The sequence below is a fragment of the Pseudomonas machongensis genome, from assembly GCF_034961125.1.
Taxonomy (GTDB): domain Bacteria; phylum Pseudomonadota; class Gammaproteobacteria; order Pseudomonadales; family Pseudomonadaceae; genus Aquipseudomonas; species Aquipseudomonas machongensis.
Map to the genome: position 1 here is coordinate 503,088 of NZ_JAYFUI010000187.1, position 20,949 is coordinate 524,036.

Genomic DNA, 20,949 nt, shown 5'->3' on the forward strand with positions numbered 1-20,949 from the left:
GTCGCGAACAACAGCGAAACATGGCCACTGTATATAAATGGGGAGTATCAGTAGTGCGTGCGAAAGTTCGATTTTCCACTCAGCCGCGTTTCAGCCTGGTGACCGCCGCCAGCCTGCCGTTGTTACTGGCCGCCTTCAGCCCGGCAACGCTGGCCGCCGAGGAATCCACCTTGGGCACGGTGACGGTCACCGGCGCCGCGGCAACCGGCGCCCAGCAGGACCAGAAGCGCCTGCAGAAGGTTGCCGGCAACACCGCGGTGGTCGACAACCGCAAGGTCGAGCAGGGCCGTGCGGCCAACGCCGAGGACGTACTGGCGCTGCAGCCCGGTGTGTTCGCCCAGGGCACCAGCGGTACCGCTGCGAACAAGATCTCGATCCGCGGCTCGGGCCTGAACACCTTCTACCAAGGCTACGTGCTGGGTACCAAGTTCCTCTTCGACGGCCTGCCGATCACCGGCCCCGGCGGCACCCAGGAAGACTTCCTCGACATGCAGGCGGTGGATCACACCGAGGTGCTCTACGGCGCCAACGCTTACGAGTACGGCGCGTTGGCGTTGGGCGGGGCGATCAACATGGTGAGCAAGACCGGCCGTACCGACCCTGGCAACTATGCACGCTTCGAGGTCGGCAGCTATGGCTACCGCAAGCAGCAGCTGAGCACGGGCGGTGTGGTGGGCGACAGCGACTACTACATCAACGTGCTGCACAACGAGCGCGACGGCTACCAGGACCACGCCAGCAACGAAGGTCGCGGCATTGCCGCCAACTTCGGCCACGTGTTCAGCCCCAAGCTGCAGACCCGCATGTTCTTCAAGTACCGCGAAGAGCAGTTGATCAACGGCAACACCCTGACCCGCGCACAGCTCAAGCATGACCCGCGCAGCAACCTGGTGCCCACCGGGCGGCGCAAGGACGGCACCACTTTCATCGGCAACAAGACCACCTACACCTTCGACGATGGCGCCAGGCTCGAAGTCGGCGCGTCGTACAACAACTATCCGCTGCTCAATGGCTGGCGCTATGCCGTGGCGCCGCAGGATTGGCGCTCGAAGGATATCAACCTGACCCTGCGCTACCTGCGTACCGGCGACACCTTCCTCGGCCTGCCCAGTGACAGCAGCGTGATCTTCAGCAACACCCGCGCCTACCTGGCCGATGTCAAGGCGCACAGCCGCGCCACCGGGCTCAGGACCCAGGAAACCAACTACACCGGCTCGCGCGATACTGTGCTGACACTGGCCAACGAGCTGCAACTGGCCGAAGACCTGTGGTTGTCGTCGGGGCTGTCGTTCGTCAACATCCGTCGCAAGGGCGAGATCGAGGCGAGTACCCTGACCGCGGCCAACCCCAGCAACTTCCCCACCCGCGTCGAATACGTCGAGAACGACCTGGCGCCGCGGCTGGGACTGCGCTACCAAATCAATCCCGAATTCCAGCTGTTCAGCAACGTCAGCCGCAGCATCGACCCGCCGGTGACCTGGCAATTGGGCAGCACCAGCAATCCTTTCCTCTACGATGTCCGGCCGCAGAAGGCCACCACCTTCGAGGTGGGGGTACGCGGCAGCCATGGGATCTTCGATGGCAGCCTGACCCTGTACCGCTCCTGGGTGCAGAAAGAGCTGTTGACCGTGGTCGTGCAACAGGCAACCGCCACCCAGGACCAGCTCACGGCCACCTCCAATGCCAGCCCGACCCTTCATCAAGGCATCGAAGCGGGGCTCAATGCCTTGCTGTGGACCGGTGCCAACGGCGACACCCTCGACCTGCGCCAGGCCTACACCCTCAACGACTTCAAGTACCGCCACGACGAACGCTTCGGCGACAACCAACTGCCCGGCCTGCCGCGTCAGGTCTACCAGGCCGAGCTCGCCTATCGCCAGGCCAGCGGGTTCTACGCCTCGCTTAACCTGCGTGCCGCGTCCAGCTATTACATCGACTACGCCAACACCTGGCAGACGCCGTCGTACCTGCTGTGGGGCGCCAAGTTCGGCTACCAGGCGCCGAGCCGCAAGTGGGAGGTGTTCGCCGATCTGCGCAACCTCACCAACCAGCGCTATGCCAGCGCCACCAACACCGCCTATGACGCAGGCGGGCGCGACTCTGCGAACTTCTACCCAGGGGATGCGTTCAACGTGACCACTGGCGTTGCCTTCCGATTCTGAGTGCGGGGAGAGTCTCATGAGCACAGATCAAGCGCAGATGAGCCTGGGCATGAACATCCTCGGGTTCGGCGCCCATGCTGCGGCCTGGCGCCAGGGCGAGGCGGCCATCGACGCGTATGTCGATGTCGCCTACTACCGCGATATCGCCCGGCTTTCGGAAAAGGGCTGCCTGGATGCGATCTTTCTCGCTGATGGCCCGGCACTGCCCGGCGATGTCGCCAGCCAGCCGGGCGGGCGGCTGGAGCCGACCCTGCTGCTGACCGCCGTGGCCGCCGCCACTGAGCACATTGGTGTGATCGCCACCTGTTCGAGTACCTACAACGAACCGTTCAACCTGGCCCGGCGCATCGCCTCGCTGGACCACATCAGCGGTGGGCGCGCCGCATGGAACGTGGTCACCAACGCCGGCGACGCTGCCGCGCAGAACTTCGGCCTGGCGGGTGCGCCGCTGCATGTCGATCGCTATGGTCGCGCCGAGGAATTTCTCGAGGTGACGCTCAAGCTGTGGGACAGCTGGGAGGAGGATGCAGTGATCGGCGACCGGGCAGGCGGGCGCTTCGCCGACCCGGACAAGGTCCATACCGTCGACTTCAAGGGCCGGCACTTTCAGGTCAAAGGTCCGCTGAACCTGCCGCGCTCGCCCCAGGGGCGTCCGGTCCTGGTCCAGGCCGGTTCTTCCGAAGGCGGCAAGGCGCTGGGGTCGCGCTATGCCGATGCGATCTTCACCACCCAGACCACCTTGCCTGACGGGCAGGCCTTCTACCGGGAGATGAAAGCCCGCGCCAAGGCCTGGGGGCGAGACCCGAGGCACCTGAAGATCATGCCCGGCCTGTCGACGGTGATCGGCAGCACCGAGGCCGAGGCCCATGCGCGTTTCGACGAGCTCAACGCCTGGCATGGCGAGCATGGCCTGTTGCAGCAAGTGGCCGGACGCATCGGTATCGATGCGCGCGAGCTGGACCCGGATGCGCCCTTGCCCTGGGCCAGGATCGGCCCGGTGGCTGCGTTCGAGCAGGGTTCCCATGGCTTTCTCGAGGCACAACTGAACCTGGCCCGGCGCGAAAACCTGACCATTCGCCAGTTGTCGCGACGCATCCTGGTAGGCCATCGGCTGGCGGTCGGTACGCCCGAGCAAGTCGCCGACACCCTGGTCGAGTGGTTTCTGGCCGGAGCCGGAGATGGTTTCAACATCATGCCCGACATGTTTCCTTCAGGCGCGCGGGTGTTCGTCGAGGAAGTGGTGCCGTTGCTGCAGCGGCGCGGGTTGTTCCGGCGCGAATACCAGGGCAGCACGCTGCGTGAGCACCTTGGCCTGCCCAAGGCGGTGAATCACTACGCGCTGCGCAGGTGATCCCAGATAAAGGGAGTGGCAGTGGGGAGTCTTCCCTACTGCGATCCCTGCGAACTTCCAATGTACCGGAAGTGCAACATTAGGCCCCGCCCAGAGGCTCTATCCTGACGTCACTCGCGTCGACCGCGCAGTGCCAGCTCAACCTGACGGCCAATGACCAACCGACTGCCGCCGACTACTGCCGTAGCGCAGTGGTGCGGCACATGATGGAGGGCGCTCGAGGGCAGCTCAGGCTACAGATGTTCTGGTCTGGCTGTTAGTTCACCAGCCTATCCGTTTAATGGACGGCAGACGGACCCCCCGTGTACTCTAATACCTTCAAAGTCAGGGGATAATTTGGAGAACTCCACCGCCCACGCAAAGCTGCCAGGAATAATGTTTTCGCCTGACCAGTAGTCTGACTCAGGCCACCCTAGAATTTGTGGCACTGATCGTCTCGGGTCTTCCAGCCTATACACATTCCAGAACGCCATCATTTGAGCTCGAGTCAACGAATGGTGCTCAGGACGTGTTGGGTCTGAGGCGGGAGGTGGCCATCCTTGATTATCGATTCGTTCTACCGGACGTACGATACCGGTAAACGTGATGTTGTAACCGGCTTGGGCGCCGAGGCTGTCTGTCACCGTGATGCGTGCAGTGCCGATTCCTGTGGCCACCACATATCCACTCTTCGGATCCACCACGGCGATATTTCCGTTGCTCGATGAATAGCGATAGGGGGGGGAGTCCACCTTTAGCTGAGCGCAGGAAAGAAGCATTGAACTGGGGCGCAGGTACAGCCGGGGGGGCGTTGCCAAACGATGATGTAATCGGGCCCTATGGCATGGCGATGGTCACCACCGATGTACAACGAGTTGTCCACTTTGAAACGCAAAGGCTCGGATATTCTGGGTGTCGCAGTTATCGACGATGTCATGGCTGTTCCCTGGTGCTTGTGGTCCCGGCAGGCATTTGGGGCGTGGGTGGTAACGCGGCCACGCTCTTGCCGGGAGTGGTATCACATCAGCGGATGCAGGGCCCGGAAGGTCTGCGCTTCCTCCACCAACCAATCGTGCACTGCGCGGGCGCCGGGTTGAGTCAGGCCGCCGGGCGGATAGAGCAACACATGGCGTTTGTGATTGGGGATCGACACCCCGAAAGGCACGATCAGGGTGCCGCGTTCCAGTTCATCGTTGAGCAAGGTACGGCGCAATCGCGACGCCGATACCGGCAATCGCTGCCTCGATGGTCAGGTGATTGCGGTTGAAGTGTGGCCGCGGCGCACGTTCAGGCCACCCGCGCCGATGCCCTCCAGGTAGAACTCCCACTTGCAGGCAGTCAAAAGCGTTGCCGACATCGCGGCCACTACCGGCCGCACCGCCACCGGCCAGCAGGTGATCGACTACGAGCTACACTACCAGCAGGCTCAACCGCGGATCGCCGAAGGCAAGGCCGCAAACCGATCATTGCCATGGTCGATGGCAACGAGATCCTCAGCAGCGAAACCGACGCAATCGTCATGGGCCCCAACCCCGACGGCACTTTCCACCGCGCGACCTACCCGCTGGAAAGCGTCGGCAAGCGCAACCCTGGGGACCCTGCGGGTGACCAACGAGGTGCCGCCTACTGCCCCTACGGCGCAATAGCACAACCTCGGATGGAGAAGTCAGGCCACAGGCCTTGCTGTGGCCTGATTACGCTACCAGCCTACTCGGGAAACGGTAGGGTAAGGAGTTGACCCGTGATATAGAGCGCCACCGAAATTAGGCGTTACTGCGCCAAAGTTCACCGTCCAAGCGGTGGTGTCCTGCAGGTAGTTTTCCCCCGTCCAGTAGATGGTATCGGCAGCCCATCCCAGAATCGCCGGCACTGACCGCGTGAGATCTTCCTCCCGATATACCCGCCAGAACGCGTCCATTTGACTTCGCGTCAATGCATGTATCTCGGGTCGTTTCGGATGACCTACAGGGTAAAACCAAGTTTGGTTATCGCGTCGCTCCACAAGGCGCACGACACCCTGGAACGTAATGTTGTAACTGGCGTGATTGCCGACACTATCAGTAGCGGTAATGCGTGCGGAGCCGGATCCCGTTGCCACCACGGTGCCGTCGTTCGGATTTACAACTGCGATAGCTTCGTCGCTCGATGCATATCGATAGGGAGGGGTACCACCTGTCGCCGCCCGACGATAAGAGGCATTGATTTGGGGGGCGGGGCGGGTTAGGGGGACGCGTCTGAACGATGATGTAATCGGTCCCCAGGGTCTGGCTATGGTCACCACCGAGGGACAACGACCTCTCCACCTTGAAGCGCAAAGGCTCGGACGCTCTGGATGTAGTTGATGGCATTGCTATCACCGACCTCATGGCTGCTCCTGGGGTTCTTGTGATCCTGGCAGCAGTATTGCCCGACTTGAAATCGGTCGAAACTGACAAAAATGCTAGGTGTCGGTTGTGCGCCCGAGTGATCCTGGCAGGCGTTGGCAGGGGGTGATAACGCACGAACGCGCTTGCCAGGAGCGGTATTACATCAGCGGATGCAGGGCCCGGAAGGTCTGCGCCTCCTCCACCAGCCAATCGTGCACCGCGCGGGCGCCGGGTTGGGTCAGGCCGCCAGGCGGGTAGAGCAGCACATAACGCTTGTGATTGGGGATCGGTACCCCGAACGGAACGATCAGGGTGCCGCGCTCGAGCTCGTCGTTGAGCAAGGTACGGCGCGCAATCGCGACGCCGATACCGGCAATCGCCGCCTCGATGGTCAGGTGATTGCGGTTGAAGGTATGGCCACGGCGCACGTTCAGGCCGCCTGCGCCGATGCCCTCCAGGTAGAACTCCCACTCCGCGTACTCCGAACTGCCGCGCCAGGCGGTAATGTCGTGCAGCAGCGGGTAGTGGACCAGGTCGGCCGGCCCGTGCAGCGGCGGGCGGCCGCGCAGCAGAGCGGGGGAGCAGACCGGAAAGATCTGCTCGTCCAGCAGTGGCGTCGAGAGCATCCCGGGATAGCTGCCGTCATTGAGGTCGATCGCCAGGTCGAAGTCGCCGTCATGCAGGGCCTGCTTGCTGTCTTCGGCCACCAGGCGCAGCTCGATGTCCGGGTAGCGCTGCTGGAAGCGAGGCAGGCGCGGGGTCAGCCATTTGGCGAGGAACGAAGGGATCGAGCGCAGGCGCAAGGTGCCGCGAATTTCGCCTGCGTCCAGGCGCAGCAATTCGGCTTCGATGCTGCCGTAGGCCTCGGCGACAGTCTGTGCCAGGCGCTGCCCCTCGGCGGTCAGTTCCACACCACGGGCGCGGCGCAGGAACAGGGCGAAGCCCAGGCGCTCTTCAAGCTGGCGCATCTGCTGGCTGACCGCCCCGGGGGTGATGTGCAGTTCTTCGGCACAGCGGGTGAACGACAGATGCCGTGCCGCACAGGAGAACACATGCAGCCAGACGAATACCTGACCGTTGAGTTGCCCTTTCATTGTTTAGTCCTGCTAAAGGCTTGCTTAGGAATTTTCGTTGGTCATCGCCAGGCGAGCGCGGCAGTATCGCGCAAATTCGCAGCACCCATCAATTTTTCCGGAGGGCCGCGCAGCGGCAAACAACGTCGCAGCGGTCAGGCATTAGCATGGCTATCAGTGTTTTCGACCTCTTCAAGATCGGCATCGGGCCGTCCAGCTCCCACACCGTGGGGCCCATGCGTGCCGCCGCCACCTTTGCCCAACGGCTGCGCGAACATGGCCTGCTGGCCCAGGTGCAGCGGGTGGAGGTGCGCCTGTATGGCTCGCTGTCGGCCACCGGCATCGGTCACGCCACCGACCGCGCCTGCCTGCTGGGCCTGATGGGCGAGTGGCCGGACCGCATCGACCCGCACAGCATCGAGCCGCGCATCGACCAGTTGATGCAGGAGCAGTGCCTGATGCTCGATGGCTCGCATCCGGTGGCGTTCCAGTACAGCCGCGACATGCGCCTGCTCGACGAGAGCCTGGACTACCACCCCAACGCCATGAGCCTGGAAGCACTGGGGGGGCAGGGCAGCCTGCTGACCCAGACCTACTACTCCGTTGGCGGCGGCTTCATCATCGAGCAGGCCGAAATCGATGCACCGGCCAGTGCCGACGTGCACGTCGAGCTGCCGTACGAGTTTTCCTCAGGCGCCGAGCTGCTGGCGCTGTGCAAGACCCATGGCTTGACCGTTGGCCAGTTGATGATGGCCAACGAGCGCGCCTGGCGCAGCGAACACGAGATCCGCAGCGGCCTGCTGAGCATCTGGGCCGCCATGCGCGAATGCGTCGATAACGGCCTGCGCAACGAAGGCATCCTGCCGGGTGGGCTCAAGGTCAAGCGCCGCGCTGCGCGCCTGCACCGCAGCTTGCAGGAGTTGGGCAAGCCCAACGTGATCGGCTCGACCCTGAGCGCGATGGAGTGGGTCAACCTGTTCGCGCTGGCGGTCAACGAAGAGAACGCCGCTGGCGGGCGCATGGTCACGGCACCGACCAATGGCGCGGCCGGCATCATCCCGGCGGTGCTGCACTACTACATGAAGTTCAACCCCGCGGCCTGCGACGACGACGTGGTGGCGTTCCTGCTGGCCGCTGCGGCGGTCGGCATCCTGTGCAAGAAAAACGCATCGATCTCCGGCGCCGAAGTGGGTTGCCAGGGTGAGGTCGGTTCGGCCTGCTCCATGGCCGCTGCAGGCCTTGCCGAAGTGCTCGGCGCCACCCCGCCGCAACTGGAAAACGCCGCTGAAATCGCCCTGGAGCACAACCTCGGCCTGACCTGCGATCCGGTCGGCGGTCTGGTCCAGGTGCCGTGCATCGAGCGCAACGCCATCGCCGCCGTGAAGGCGATCAATGCCGTGCAGATGGCCTTGCGGGGTGATGGCGAGCATTTCATCTCCCTCGACCGGGTGATCCGCACCATGCGCGACACCGGCGCGGACATGCACGCCAACTACAAGGAAACCTCGCGCGGCGGCCTGGCCGTTGCCTTTGTCGAGTGCTGAGTTCTCTGGTTCAAACCCGCTCCTGTAGGCGTTCGACTCAACAAGCCTGAACCCATTTGCAACACCCGCTGCACCGAGCAACAAAAACAACTACAAAGGCGAAACCCATGACTGATGTACACAACACCACGACCGTTCGTGCGGATTCGGCTGCGCCGGCTTCGACCACAGCCACGCGCAGCTGGAACCGCCACGACACCACCTGGGCCCTGGGCCTGTACGGCACCGCCATCGGTGCCGGCACCCTGTTCCTGCCGATCAACGCCGGGGTAGGGGGCTTCTGGCCGCTGCTGATCCTCGCGCTGCTGGCCTTCCCGATGACCTTCTATGCGCACCGTGCGCTGACCCGCTTCGTGCTTTCCGGGCGCCGTGGCGGCAACGAAGACATCACCGAGGTGGTCGAGGAGCATTTCGGCGTGGGTGCCGGCAAGCTCATCACCTTGCTCTACTTCCTGGCGATCTTCCCCATCCTGCTGGTCTACAGCGTGGCCCTGACCAATACCCTGACCAGCTTCCTCGAGCACCAACTGCATGTGACCGCGCCACCGCGTGCGCTGTTGTCGCTGCTGTTGATCGCCGGCCTGATGGTGGTGGTGCGTTGCGGCCAGCAGATCATCGTCAAAGTCATGAGCGTGCTGGTCTATCCCTTCGTCGCCTCGCTCCTGCTGCTGGCCCTGAGCCTGATCCCCAACTGGAACGGCGCCTTCTTCGCCCAGGCCAGCGAAGGCCTGAGCGCCTCCAAGCTGCTGCTGACCCTGTGGCTGGCGATTCCGGTGATGGTGTTCTCGTTCAACCACTCGCCGATCATCTCGGCCTTCGCCGTCGACCAGAAGCATCGCTACGGCGCCGATGCCGACCGCAAGAGCGGCCGTACCCTGGCCACCGCCCACGTGATGATGGTGCTGACGGTGATGTTCTTCTGCTTCAGTTGCGTACTGGCCCTGAGCCCTGCCGACCTGGCAGCGGCCAAGGTGCAGAACATCTCGATCCTGTCGTACCTGGCCAACCACTTCCAGACGCCGGTCATCGCCTTCGTCGCCCCCCTGATTGCTCTGGTGGCGATCACCAAGTCGTTCCTGGGTCATTACATCGGTGCCAGCGAAGGCTTCCAGGGCATGATCGTCAAGAGCCTGCGCAGCCGCGGTAAAAGCTGGTCGGCCAAGCGCCTGGAGCGGGTGACCGCGCTGTTCATGGTGCTGGGCTGCTGGATCGTGGCGACCCTCAATCCGAGCATCCTCGGACTGATCGAAAGCCTCGGTGGCCCGGTGCTGGCGTGCCTGCTGTTCCTGATGCCGATGTATGCCGTGCGCAAGGTGCCTTCGCTGCGCAAGTATTCGGGCGCGCTGTCGAACGTGTTCGTCGTGCTGGTGGGGTTGATCACCTTGTCTGCGATTTTCTACGGCTTCTTTGCCTGAGGCCATGCTTCACGATTCGTGTTGCTTCGCTCTGCATTTGTGTTGTTGATGCCTTCGGTGCCGCAGCTATGCTCGGCACCTGAAGGGTCGTCTTACGGCCTGAGTGCACACGAACGGAGTGATTGGCATGTTCCAGGGTTTCAAGAAAGCCTTCCAGCACGTCGAAGGTATCGAGATCGCCTACCGTATCGGCGGCAAGGGCCCGGCGTTGCTGCTGTTGCACGGCCACCCGCAGACCCATGTGATCTGGCACAAGGTGGCCGAGAAGCTGGCCGAGCAGTTCACTGTGGTCGCTGCCGATCTGCGCGGTTACGGCGATTCGGCCAAGCCTGAGGCCGACGACCGGCATGAGGCGTATTCCAAGCGCCGCATGGCCGCAGATATGGTCGGGCTCATGCATGCCCTGGGGTTCGAGCAATTCGCCCTGATGGCCCACGACCGCGGCGCGCGGGTCGCGCACCGCCTGGCGCTCGACCATCCCCAGCGCCTGACCCGCCTGGTGCTGCTGGACATCGCGCCAACCCTGGCAATGTACCGCCAGACCAACGAAGCCTTCGCCCGTGCCTACTGGCACTGGTTCTTCCTCATTCGCCCGGCGCCACTGCCTGAAACCCTGATCGAAGCCAACCCGGAAGGTTACCTGCGCAGTGTCATGGGTGGGCGCAGTGCCGGCCTTGCGCCGTTCACCGCCGAGGCGTTCGCCGAGTACCGTCGTTGCCTGTCGCTACCGGGCGCGGCGCGTGGCGTGTGCGAAGACTATCGGGCGGCTGCAGGCATCGACCTGGAGCATGACCAGGCCGATATCGATGCCGGGAACACAGTCAAGACTCCGCTACTGGTGATGTGGGGCCGTGACGGCGTCATCGGCAAGTGCTTCGAACCGCTCAAGGAATGGCGCGCCTGTGCCGAGGACGTGCGCGGCAGCGAGTTGCCCTGTGGTCACTACATTCCTGAAGAAGCCCCGCAAGCCTTGCTCGAGCACGCCCTGCCGTTCCTGCTGCACGCCTGATACGGGCTGTCGGCGCGGGTTTCGTTGCGCTGGTCGCAAGCCTTGCGGTAGTGCCGAGCGTACCGGTCGCGGCAATGGTGCTGATCCTGGGCGGCGACCGCTTCATGGCCGAATGCCGGTCGCTGACCAACATCATCGGCAATGCGGTCGCGACCCTGGCTGTTGCAGCCTGGGAGGGCGAACTCGACAGGGACCGGCTGGCGGTAATCAGCCGCAGCCCGGGCGCGGTTGCCAGCGCCCAGACCACGACTGAAACCTAGGGCATGCCTGCGGCGAAAGACTGATCCGACGCCGTTTACTGGCCTTTCTTGCGCAGTTCCACGACGCTACGACGCATGTCGCTGGCCCAGCCATCGAGCACCGGCTTGACGTTCTCCAGCTTGAGCTGCGCGGTGTCGTTCTCCAGCGCCTCGCCGGTGCCCTTGCGCACCACCTGGGCCAGCACCTTCTGGTTGGCGCCGTCGAGGAAGGCCGCTTCCACGGCGATGTCCACTTCCTGGTCACGACCACCGGCCGCAGTGTTCACCGCTGCGGCCACCAGGGCGATGGGCACCACTTCATAGGGCTTGAGCCCCTCGGTCTTGGTTGACACCGCGGTGATCGCCGGGCGTACCACGATCGTTCCCGGGCCAGGAGCGCTGACCACCGTCAGCACGCTGCCCAGTTCTCGGCGCATGGCGTCGTCGAAGTAGCGGGTGATCGCTTGCAGGGTCTGCGCCGAGATCACCGCTGTGGGTTGTGGTCTGGGGTAGAACTGGCTGGGCTCGATATAGACCTGTCGATACTGGCTGGCCTTGATCCCGGGGTCGATCCAGCGCATTACCGATGCCCCGGAAATACTTTCCGCCGGCTTGAGCCGGCTGTAGTCCTTGAGAAACCCGGAATACTGGCTCGGATCGACGCGGTTGCTGGAACAGGCGGCCAGGGCAAGCACGGCAGCGCACAGCAGGGTGGCGCGAGGCAGCGGTTTCATGATGGGTAGCGTCCATTGAGGGGGAGGCCAGATCAACGCTAGCAGGTGCTTGGCGATTGGCCAGTTTGCAGGTGGGTTGGTAGGCGTCATTGTTGTGTGATGTGAATTCCCACATGAAATCTTCAACCGTCGTACTGTCACATTACCGGCAAGACTGCAAATATATGCCCGTTACGGGTATGTTTTGAGGATCTCTTTGTGACCAGCAAGTTGATTGAGTCGTTGCGTGACGATCTGTCCGTGCTTTACCAGGCTGGTGCTGTCGGCAAGGTGACGATGCGTGAATTCGAAGCCATCTGCCCTGCGCCTGTCAGGGACTTCACCGCTTTAGATATCAGGCGCCAGCGCGAAGCGCTCAATTTCAGCCAGCCGGTTTTCGCACTGCATTTGCATACCAGTGCGTCTACCGTACGCAAATGGGAGCAGGGTGAGACACGGCCAGCCGGGCCAGCGCTGAAACTGCTCAATGTCATTGCCGACAAGGGCCTGCAGGCCATCCTCTGATCATCCCAGCACCTCCCGCACGCGATACCACAACATCCCCAGGGCCAGCAGCGGCGAGCGCAGGGCCTTGCCGCCGGGGAAGGTCAGGTGCGGTACGGCACTGAAGATATCCAGGCCCTGGCTGTGGCCGACGGCGATGGCCTCGGCCAGCAGCTTGGCGGTCCAGTGGGTCACGTTCAGGCCATGCCCGGAGTAACCCTGGGCGTAATACACGTTCGGATGCTGGCTCAGGCGGCCGACCTGGGGGAAGCGGTTGGCGGTGATGCCGATCATGCCGCCCCACTGGAAGTCGATGCGCACATCGGCCAGTTGCGGGAACACCTTCAGCACTTTCGGGCGCATGTAGGCGGCGATGTCCTTCGGGTCGCGACCGGAGTAGTGGCAGGCGCCACCGAACAGCAGGCGGCGGTCGGCGGTCAGGCGGTAGTAGTCAAGGCCGACCTTCTGGTCGCACAGCGCCATGTTCTGCGGAATCAGGCTGCGCGCCAGAGCCTCGGGCAACGGTTCGGTCGCCACCACGTAGCTGCCGGCGGGCAGCACCTTGCCGGTCAAGCGCGGCTCCAGCTCGTCCAGGTGCGCATTGCACCCCAGCACCAGGCTCTTGGCCCGTACCTTGCCGCGTGCGCAGTGCAAGGTGACGGTGGGCCCGTGTTCGATGCGTTGCACAGCGCTCTGCTCGAAGATTCGCACGCCAAGGCTGCTGGCGGCGCGGGCCTCGCCCTGTACCAGGTCCAGTGGGTGCAGGTGGCCGGAGCCCATGTCCACCAGGCCGCCGGCGTACTGGTCGCTGGCGACGATGTCGTGGATGCGCGCTGGGGCGATCAGCCGGATTTCATGGCGATAGCCCAGTTCGGCCAGGTCCTGCAGTTCGTCGTTGAACGCCGCGAACTGCGCCGGGGTGTTGGCCAGCTCGCAGAAGCCCCAGCGCAGGTCGCACTCGATGCCGTATTGCTCGATGCGCCTGGCCACCAGCTCGACCGAGTCCAGGCCTGCCTGCTTGAGGTAACGCACGCCGTCCTGGCCCACGTAGCGAGCAAAGCCCGAAACGTCATGGCCGATACCACGGATCAGCTGCCCGCCATTGCGCCCACTGGCGCCCCAGCCGATGCGGCGGGCCTCCAGCAGGATCACCGACAGGCCACGCTCGGCCAGCTCCAGCGCGGTGTTGACGCCAGTCAGGCCGCCGCCGACCACGCACACGTCGGCGCTCAACTCGCCTTCGAGTTCGGGGTAGGGCGCCGTGGCGCGGGCCGTGGCGGCGTAGTAGGAGGTGGTGTGTTCGGTTTGATGAGGCATCGGAAACACTCGAATCAGCGGTTGGACTTGATCTTGCTCCAGGAGCGGGTCATCACCCGCATGATCTGCGGGCTGGGGGTGCTGGAGACGTAGAGCTTGTCCAGAACCTCCTGGGACGGATAGATCTCGGGATTCTCCACCAGCGACTTGTCCATGAACGCCTTGGCATCAGGGTTGGCATTGGCATAGCCGACCGTGGCGCTGACCTTGGCGATCACTTTCGGGTCGAGCAGGTAGTTGATGAAGGCCAGGGCCTGGTCTGGATTGCTGGCGTCTTTCGGGATGGCCAGCAGGTCGAACCACAGGTTGCTGCCTTCCTTGGGAATGCTGTAGGCGATTTTCACGCCGTTCTTGGCTTCCACGGCGCGGTTGGCCGCCTGGAACACGTCGCCGGAGTAGCCGAAGGCCACGCACACGTCACCGTTGGCCAGGTCCGAGACGTACTTGGAGGAGTGGAAGTAGGTGATGTACGGGCGCAGCTCCATCAGCCGTGCTTCGGCCTTGGCGTAGTCTTTCGGGTCTTCGCTGCGTGGGTTCATGCCCAGGTAGTTGAGCATGGCCGGGAACAGCTCGTCGGGCGAGTCCATGAAGGCCACGCCGCATTGCTTGAGTTTCTTCAGGTTCTCTGGCTCGAACAGCACGGCCCAAGAGTCGACCTTGTCGATGCCCAGCGCGGCCTTGACCTTCTCGACGTTGTAGCCGATGCCATTGGTACCCCACAGGTACGGCACAGCGTATTTGTTGCCCGGATCGTTCTGCTCCAGTTGCTTGAGCAGTTTCGGGTCCAGGTGCTGCCAGTTCGGCAACTTGCTGCGATCCAGTGGCAGGAACGCGCCGGCCTTGGCCTGGCGGGCGAGGAAGTGGTTCGAGGGCACCACCACATCGTAGCCGGTGCGGCCGGCGAGCAGCTTGCCCTCGAGGGTTTCGTTGGAGTCGAAGACGTCATAGACCACCTTGATCCCGGTACTGGCCTGGAAGTCGGCCAGGGTGGTCTCGCCAATGTAGTCGGTCCAGTTGTACACGCTGACCGTGGGCTCGGCCTGGGCGGCCGCGCCGAACATCAGGGCGAAGGCTGCGGGAATCAGGGTTTGCAAATGACGCATGTCGGCACCTCGTTGGACTTGTTCTTCGGGTTCGAAACGGAAGCAGGGGCAGCGCGTTGCCTGTGGGAGCGGATCGACCCGCTCCCACAGAAACCCTCCATGGGGTCAGACGCTCAGCAGCAGGAACTCGCGCTCCCAGGAGCTGATCACCCGCTTGAAGTTCTCATGCTCGGCGCGCTTGACCGCGACGTAGCCCTGGACGAACTGGCGCCCCAGGTAGTCTTCCAGGACCTTGCAGTCTTCCATGTGCTGCAGCGCATCCTCGATGGTGATCGGCAGACGCAGGTTGCGGCGCTCGTAGGCGCGGCCCTGTACCGGCGCGCTCGGCTCGATCTTCTCGATCATGCCCAGGTAGCCGCACAGCAGGCTCGCGGCGATCGCCAGGTAAGGGTTGGCATCGGCGCCCGGCAGGCGGTTCTCCACGCGCATCGCCTCGGGGCTGGAGGTCGGGACGCGCAGGCCGGCGGTGCGGTTTTCCTCGCCCCATTCCACGTTCACCGGCGCCGAGGTGTCCGGCAGGAAGCGGCGGAACGAGTTGACGTTCGGCGCGAACATCGGCAGTACCTTGGGGATGTACTTCTGCAGGCCGCCGATGTGGTGCAGGAACAGCTCGCTCATGCTGCCGTCTTCATTGGCGAACACCGGCTTGCCGGTGGCGATGTCGACCACGCTCTGGTGCAGGTGCATGGCACTGCCCGGCTCGTCGGTGATCGGCTTGGCCATGAAGGTGGCGGTGACATTGTGCTTGAGCGCCGCCTCGCGCATGGTGCGCTTGAATACGGTGATCTGGTCGGCCAGGTCCAGGGCGTCGCCGTGACGGAAGTTGATCTCCATCTGCGCCGGGCCGTCTTCGTGGATCAGCGTGTCCAGGTCAAGGCACTGGATTTCGCACCAGTCGTAGACGTCCTCGAACAACGGGTCGAATTCGTTCGCGGCATCGATGGAGAACGACTGCCGGCCGCTCTCGGCACGGCCCGAACGGCCCAATGGCGCCTGCAGCGGCAGGTCCGGATCTTCGCAGCGCTGGGTGAGGTAGAACTCCATTTCGGGCGCAACGATCGGCTGCCAGCCCTTGTCGGCGTAGAGCTTGAGGACTTTCTTCAGGACGTTGCGCGGCGACAGCTCGATGGGGTTGCCGTGCTTGTCGAAGGTGTCGTGGATGACGATGGCGGTCGGTTCGATCGCCCAAGGGATCTGGTACACCGCCGCCGGGTCAGGGCGGCAGATCATGTCGATGTCGGCCGGATCGAGCAGGCCGTAGTAGATGTCGTCATCGACGAAGTCGCCGGTGACGGTCTGCAGCAGCACACTCTCGGGCAGGCGCATGCCACGCTCGTTGAGGAACTTGTTGGTCGGGGCGATCTTGCCGCGGGCAATGCCGGTCAGGTCACTGACCACGCATTCGACTTCGGTGATCCGGTGTTCTTTCAGCCAGGCGGACAGCTGATCGAAGGGGGCGTTCATACAGACCTCTTGGTTGGGTTTTGGTGGTGGGCATGTGCAGCGCGTGAAGGCCGTCGACCTCCAGGAGGTATTACAAACCTTTTCACGGCGCCACTTCCCACAGGTCACGCTGAGGACTATCTTGGGCGCTGCCCCTCGGGGTGATCTATCCGTTTTCTCCGTCAATCAATGCACCAAAAGAGTGCATATAGGACGTCGCGTGAATACGCAAACCGCCTTGCAGGTCCAGGCTTTCAACACCACCGATGTCACCGAGCAGGTGCGTGCCACCCCTGGCTGGCAGCAGCAGTACCGGCAGATGTCACCCGGGCATTTCAGCGGCCAGCTGCGCTGCCTGGGGCTCGATGGCGTCGAGGTGTACGAAGAGCGCCTGAATACCCGAGTCGAGCAGTTCTTCCGCGCCCCGAGCGGCTCGCTGACCTTTTGCTTCGACCAGGTCGAGAACAGCCTGTACCTGCTCAACGAACAAAGCCGCAACATCTGGATAACCCCGGAGAACTACCAGGAAGTGGCGGTGGTGTTCGACCAGCCGTTCCTGCAGCGGCACGGCCTGGATCTGGAGCGTTTGCAGGGGTTGTTCATGGTGCCGCTGGGCAGCGGCCAGAATGCGCTGTTCGGCAGCTGGCTGAGCGCGACCCTGACACGTCTGGCGCAGGCTGACTGCCCACTCGAAGGGCAGGCCTTGGCCGAGCAACTGCTCGATGACTGCCTGTTCATCCTCGACAACGCCTGCCAGCGCCTGCAAGGCCAGGCACTGGGCAAGCGCGGTGAAGAGCGGGCGATCATGCAGCGGGTCAGCGAATGGGCGGCGGACTGCCCAGAAGAGACGCTCAATCTCATGGAGCTGGCGCAGGTGGCCGGGGTGTCGTTGCGTCAATTGCAGGAGGCCTTCAAGGCCTTTACCGGCATGCCCCCGGCGCATTGGTTGCGTCTGCGCCGACTCAACGGTGCGCGCCGCGACCTCCTGCGCCGCGCCAGCGACGTGACGGTAGCGGAAGTGGCGATGCGTTGGTCGTTCTGGCACCTGGGGCGGTTTTCCGAGAGCTATCGCCAGTTGTTCCGCGAATTGCCGAGCGAGACGCTCAAGCGCGGGCGCTGAAGGGGCATCTGCGAGGGGTTGGCTGTCAGATGAAGACCAGTTCAAAAGGCTGCAGCAGGCATTCCAGCAGCTGTTGCGGCACCACGGGCGGCGTGTCCGCATCCGCCTCCATCTGACTGACATGGGCAGCGATGGCCTGGCGCTTGCGCGCGAGGCTCGCTTCGTCGAGCTGGATACGACGCGCGCGTTGCCAAGGTAGCCGAGGATCGTCCGGCGTCGACCAGCGCCACGCCCATATCGGCGCTTCGGCCAGCGTTGCCCCGCGCGCCTGGGCGGCCTGTGCGCAGGCACGGCCCACCGCGTCATGGTCGCAATGACCGTCGTGGCGCCAGGGACACATCAGCAGATCGCCGGGTTGCAGTAACTGGTTCAGGTAATTGACCAGGAAGGCCTCGTCCCGGGGCAAGGCGCCGTCCTTGAGGTTCAACCGTCGCCAATCCAGATCGCCGACCCGCAGATCGAGCTGCTGCAAGGCATGGCGGCTCTCCAGTGGGCGCTGGTGGCGCAGGCGTCGTTCAGTCCATTGTGCCGAGCCTGGGTGGCTGCCTTCGCCATCGGTGGCAGAGATCAGCACGAGATCCTGCTCGCGGCCATGGAAGTCACTCAGTAATCCGCCCGCCATGAGCACCTCGTCATCCGGATGCGGCGCTACCAACACCAGGCGCCGACCCGGCGGGCACAGTTGTTCGGGGGTAATCCAGGCGGCCCGGGCCAGGTGCGCGGATTTCTGCCATTCGCTCCAAGGGGTTCCCGCGTCAGCCTGGATCATGTGCTCGTTCATCGTTGCCAAGCTCCTGCTGTCAGTCGAACTCAAACCAATCCTGGCGCTGGTAATGCTGCTGCGGCTTGGTCATGGCGGGTTTCGGGACGACTCCCGGGTCTCTGAAGAATTGAGGGAGTAGGTGAGGGGAGAGTTCAAAAAAGCTGGCGAGGACGGGGGAGTGGATTTAGCCGCGAACAAGACACTGCTGCGAAAGACAAGGGCCCAAGTCCTTACGTTAAAAACATTACGCTCACCGTAACGATCAACCACCGTGCTTGATTGATGCCTCCCATCCCCAGGCCTAAGGTGACCCCACGACAGCGAACCCGTGGAGTCACCAATGACCACAACGAAGAATCCACCGCCGCAATGGTCGAGAAGGCGCGCCGAAAAGCAGCGCCGTCTCGAGCGGGTGAGTCACCTCGCCGATGGCGTGGTACTGCCCACCGAGCGGATCGTCGAGGCCCTCGAACTGCTGATCGCCCCGGGTGATCGTGTGGTGCTCGAAGGCAACAACCAGAAGCAGGCGGACTTTCTTTCGCGCTCGCTGGCCAAGGCCGACCCTGGCCGTCTCCACGACCTGCACCTGATCATGCCCAGCGTCAGCCGCGCCGAGCACCTGGACCTGTTCGAACGTGGCATCGCCCGCAAGCTCGACTTCTCCTTCGCCGGCCCCCAGAGCCAGCGCATCGGCCAGTTGCTCGAAGACGGTCTGCTCGAAGTCGGCGCCATCCACACCTACATCGAGCTCTACTCGCGCCTGCTGGTGGACCTGATCCCCAACGTCACGCTGGTGGCAGGCTTCACTGCCGACCGCGATGGCAACCTCTACACCGGCCCGAGCACCGAGGACACTCCGGCGCTGGTCGAGCCCACGGCATTCAGCGATGGCATCGTCATCGCCCAGGTCAACCAGTTGGTTGACCGTGTCGACGACCTGCCCAGGGTGGACATTCCTGCCTCGTGGATCGACTTCGTGGTGGTCGCCGACCAGCCGTTCTACATCGAACCGTTGTTCACCCGCGACCCGCGTCATATCAAGCCGGTGCACGTGCTGATGGCGATGATGGCGATCCGCGGCATCTATGAAAAACACCAGGTGCAGTCGCTCAACCACGGCATCGGCTTCAATACCGCCGCCATCGAGCTGATCCTGCCGACCTATGGCGAGTCGCTGGGGCTCAAGGGCAAGATCTGCCGCAACTGGACCCTCAATCCTCACCCGACGCTGATCCCGGCCATCGAAACCGGCTGGGTACAAAGCGTGCACTGCTTCGGCACCGAGCTGGGCATGGAAGACTACATTGCCCAGCGTCCGGACGTGTTCTTCACCGGGCGCGACGGTTCGATGCGCTCCAACCGGTTGATGTGCCAGCTGGCAGGGCAGTACGCGGTGGACCTGTTCATCGGCGCCACCTTGCAGGTCGATGGCGACGGGCATTCTTCGACGGTCACCCGTGGCCGCCTGGCCGGTTTCGGCGGGGCACCGAACATGGGCCACGACCCACGCGGGCGACGCCACGCGACGCCGGCCTGGCTGGACATGACCGTGCCCGACACCCTGCTCGAGCGCGGGCGCAAGCTGGTGGTGCAGATGGTCGAGACCTACCAGGAGGGCGGTAAACCTACCTTCGTCGAAACCCTGGATGCGGTCGAGGTGGCGAAGAAGGCCGGCATGCCGCTGGCACCCGTGATGATCTACGGCGATGACGTCACCCACCTGCTCACCGAAGAGGGCATCGCCTACCTGTACAATGCGCGCAGCCTGCAGGAACGCCAGCAGATGATCGCGGCGGTGGCCGGGGTCACCGCCATTGGCCTGCGCCATGACCCCAAGGATACCGAGCGCCTGCGCCGCGAAGGGCTGGTGGCCTTGCCAGAAGACCTGGGCATTCGCCGCACCGACGCCACCCGTGAGTTGCTCGCCGCACGCAGCATCGCCGACCTGGTGGAGTGGTCCGGTGGTCTGTACAACCCGCCCGCACGCTTCAGGAGCTGGTGATGAAAGCACTTTGCCTACAGCCCCTGGCCTTGCCCGACCAGCTGGCGGACCTGGCCGTCGAAGCCCTGATCGATGAGGCCGACCTGTCGCCCAAGCCTGGGCTGGTGGACCGGCGCGGCAGCGGCGCCCATGGCGACATGAACCTGGCCTTGATGCATGCCTCGGCGCTGTCGCTGTGGCCGTGCCTGCGACAGATGGCCGAAGCGGCGCAACGCCATGGCGAGATTGCAGCGCCGCTGCGTGCAGAGCTGGGGCGCCTTGGGCGCGAAGGCGAGGCGGCGATGCTCGCCACCACGGCCGGGGTGAATACCCACCGTGGTGCTATCTGGGCGCTGGGGCTGCTGGTTGCGGCGCGGGCGCTGAGCCCGCTGAGCAGTGACCCGCATACTCTTGCCGCCCGTGCCGGGCGCCTTGCGCTGATCGATGATCCGGCCGCCCCCGCACAGGACAGCCACGGCACCCAGGTGCGCCGCCGCTATGGCGCAGGTGGTGCGCGCGAGCAGGCCCAGCAAGGCTTTCCGGCGATCACCGGTCACGCTCTGCCGCAACTCTGGCGCAGCCGCGCCGCTGGCGCCAGCGAGACCCATGCACGCCTGGATGCGCTGCTGGCGATCATGGCTTCGCTGGGCGACACCTGCGTGCTGTGGCGTGCCGGTCAGCAAGGCCTGGATGCCCTGCAGCAAGGGGCCCGTGCGGTGCTCGATGCAGGCGGCAGCGCGAGCTTGGCGGGTCGCCGTCAACTGCGCGCCCTGGATGCGCGCCTGCTGCAACTCAATGCCTCTCCAGGCGGTGCTGCCGATCTGCTGGCCGCCTGCCTGTTCCTCGACAAAGCCGGGAGCCTGTGAC

Annotated in this window: 16 protein-coding genes and 3 pseudogenes; 11 read left to right on the plus strand and 8 right to left on the minus strand. The window is 63.9% G+C overall.

Annotated elements, in window-relative coordinates:
- Positions 1-53: 53 nt before the first annotated feature.
- Positions 54-2,162, plus strand: a complete 2,109-nt coding sequence (locus VA602_RS21160; RefSeq protein WP_323454233.1) for a TonB-dependent receptor family protein — start codon at positions 54-56, stop codon at positions 2,160-2,162.
- A 16-nt stretch (positions 2,163-2,178) separates the two neighbouring features.
- The gene (locus VA602_RS21165; protein WP_323454234.1) at positions 2,179-3,513 is read left to right on the plus strand and encodes an LLM class flavin-dependent oxidoreductase; all 1,335 of its coding nucleotides are present in this window, start codon (positions 2,179-2,181) and stop codon (positions 3,511-3,513) included.
- A gap of 997 nt (positions 3,514-4,510) precedes the next feature.
- Here the strand turns inward: VA602_RS21165 and VA602_RS21170 are convergent.
- Positions 4,511-4,822 (minus strand): annotated as a pseudogene (locus VA602_RS21170) (LysR substrate-binding domain-containing protein); the annotation flags it as partial.
- A gap of 31 nt (positions 4,823-4,853) precedes the next feature.
- On the opposite strand from VA602_RS21170, the pseudogene VA602_RS26875 reads away from it, so the two are divergent.
- Positions 4,854-5,092: pseudogene (locus tag VA602_RS26875) on the plus strand (hypothetical protein); the annotation flags it as partial.
- A 99-nt stretch (positions 5,093-5,191) separates the two neighbouring features.
- Here VA602_RS26875 and VA602_RS26880 read toward each other — a convergent pair.
- Together VA602_RS26880 and VA602_RS21175 are read right to left on the minus strand one after the other, a co-directional pair.
- The gene (locus VA602_RS26880) at positions 5,192-5,773 is read right to left on the minus strand and encodes an Ig-like domain-containing protein (protein ID WP_407682525.1); all 582 of its coding nucleotides are present in this window, start codon (positions 5,771-5,773) and stop codon (positions 5,192-5,194) included.
- Between the two features lie 243 nt (positions 5,774-6,016).
- Complete coding sequence (locus VA602_RS21175; RefSeq protein ID WP_151924758.1) at positions 6,017-6,952, minus strand: LysR substrate-binding domain-containing protein; 936 nt, start codon at positions 6,950-6,952, stop codon at positions 6,017-6,019.
- Between the two features lie 146 nt (positions 6,953-7,098).
- Here VA602_RS21175 and VA602_RS21180 point away from each other — a divergent pair, with 146 nt between their 5' ends.
- The 4 genes and pseudogenes from VA602_RS21180 to VA602_RS21195 form a co-directional block, all read left to right on the plus strand.
- The gene (locus tag VA602_RS21180; protein WP_323454235.1) at positions 7,099-8,475 is read left to right on the plus strand and encodes an L-serine ammonia-lyase; all 1,377 of its coding nucleotides are present in this window, start codon (positions 7,099-7,101) and stop codon (positions 8,473-8,475) included.
- Between the two features lie 107 nt (positions 8,476-8,582).
- Positions 8,583-9,890: a serine/threonine transporter gene (locus VA602_RS21185; RefSeq protein WP_323454236.1), complete on the plus strand. Its 1,308-nt coding sequence runs from the start codon at positions 8,583-8,585 to the stop codon at positions 9,888-9,890.
- A gap of 127 nt (positions 9,891-10,017) precedes the next feature.
- Positions 10,018-10,899, plus strand: a complete 882-nt coding sequence (locus tag VA602_RS21190) for an alpha/beta fold hydrolase (RefSeq protein WP_323454237.1) — start codon at positions 10,018-10,020, stop codon at positions 10,897-10,899.
- An 8-nt stretch (positions 10,900-10,907) separates the two neighbouring features.
- Positions 10,908-11,159 (plus strand): annotated as a pseudogene (locus VA602_RS21195) (C4-dicarboxylate transporter DctA); the annotation flags it as partial.
- A 35-nt stretch (positions 11,160-11,194) separates the two neighbouring features.
- Here the strand turns inward: VA602_RS21195 and VA602_RS21200 are convergent.
- On the minus strand, positions 11,195-11,872 hold the full coding sequence (locus VA602_RS21200; protein WP_323454238.1) for a DUF3313 domain-containing protein: 678 nt from the start codon (positions 11,870-11,872) through the stop codon (positions 11,195-11,197).
- A gap of 198 nt (positions 11,873-12,070) precedes the next feature.
- On the opposite strand from VA602_RS21200, the gene VA602_RS21205 reads away from it, so the two are divergent.
- Positions 12,071-12,376, plus strand: coding sequence for a helix-turn-helix domain-containing protein (locus VA602_RS21205; protein ID WP_323454239.1), 306 nt, complete (start codon positions 12,071-12,073; stop codon positions 12,374-12,376).
- On the opposite strand, the gene VA602_RS21210 is transcribed toward VA602_RS21205, so the two are convergent.
- The 3 genes from VA602_RS21210 to VA602_RS21220 all read right to left on the minus strand — a co-directional run bounded on the left by VA602_RS21210 (position 12,377) and on the right by VA602_RS21220 (position 16,239).
- Positions 12,377-13,672, minus strand: coding sequence for an NAD(P)/FAD-dependent oxidoreductase (locus tag VA602_RS21210; protein WP_323454240.1), 1,296 nt, complete (start codon positions 13,670-13,672; stop codon positions 12,377-12,379). It lies immediately after the preceding gene.
- 14 nt (positions 13,673-13,686) lie between these two features.
- The gene (locus tag VA602_RS21215; protein WP_065862826.1) at positions 13,687-14,775 is read right to left on the minus strand and encodes a polyamine ABC transporter substrate-binding protein; all 1,089 of its coding nucleotides are present in this window, start codon (positions 14,773-14,775) and stop codon (positions 13,687-13,689) included.
- Between the two features lie 105 nt (positions 14,776-14,880).
- Positions 14,881-16,239, minus strand: coding sequence for a glutamine synthetase family protein (locus VA602_RS21220; protein WP_054891312.1), 1,359 nt, complete (start codon positions 16,237-16,239; stop codon positions 14,881-14,883).
- A gap of 199 nt (positions 16,240-16,438) precedes the next feature.
- On the opposite strand from VA602_RS21220, the gene VA602_RS21225 reads away from it, so the two are divergent.
- Positions 16,439-17,338 (plus strand): helix-turn-helix domain-containing protein, encoded by a 900-nt coding sequence (locus VA602_RS21225; protein ID WP_054891313.1) that lies wholly within the window; start codon positions 16,439-16,441, stop codon positions 17,336-17,338.
- A gap of 25 nt (positions 17,339-17,363) precedes the next feature.
- On the opposite strand, the gene VA602_RS21230 is transcribed toward VA602_RS21225, so the two are convergent.
- On the minus strand, positions 17,364-18,119 hold the full coding sequence (locus tag VA602_RS21230; RefSeq protein WP_112898179.1) for a PIG-L deacetylase family protein: 756 nt from the start codon (positions 18,117-18,119) through the stop codon (positions 17,364-17,366).
- A 322-nt stretch (positions 18,120-18,441) separates the two neighbouring features.
- Here VA602_RS21230 and mdcA point away from each other — a divergent pair, with 322 nt between their 5' ends.
- Both mdcA and VA602_RS21240 read left to right on the plus strand, forming a co-directional pair.
- Positions 18,442-20,103, plus strand: coding sequence for a malonate decarboxylase subunit alpha (gene mdcA / locus VA602_RS21235; RefSeq protein ID WP_323454241.1), 1,662 nt, complete (start codon positions 18,442-18,444; stop codon positions 20,101-20,103).
- Positions 20,103-20,948, plus strand: coding sequence for a triphosphoribosyl-dephospho-CoA synthase (locus VA602_RS21240; RefSeq protein WP_323454242.1), 846 nt, complete (start codon positions 20,103-20,105; stop codon positions 20,946-20,948). The genes mdcA and VA602_RS21240 overlap by 1 nt, the downstream gene beginning before the upstream one ends.
- The last annotated feature ends 1 nt before the right edge of the window (position 20,949 follow it).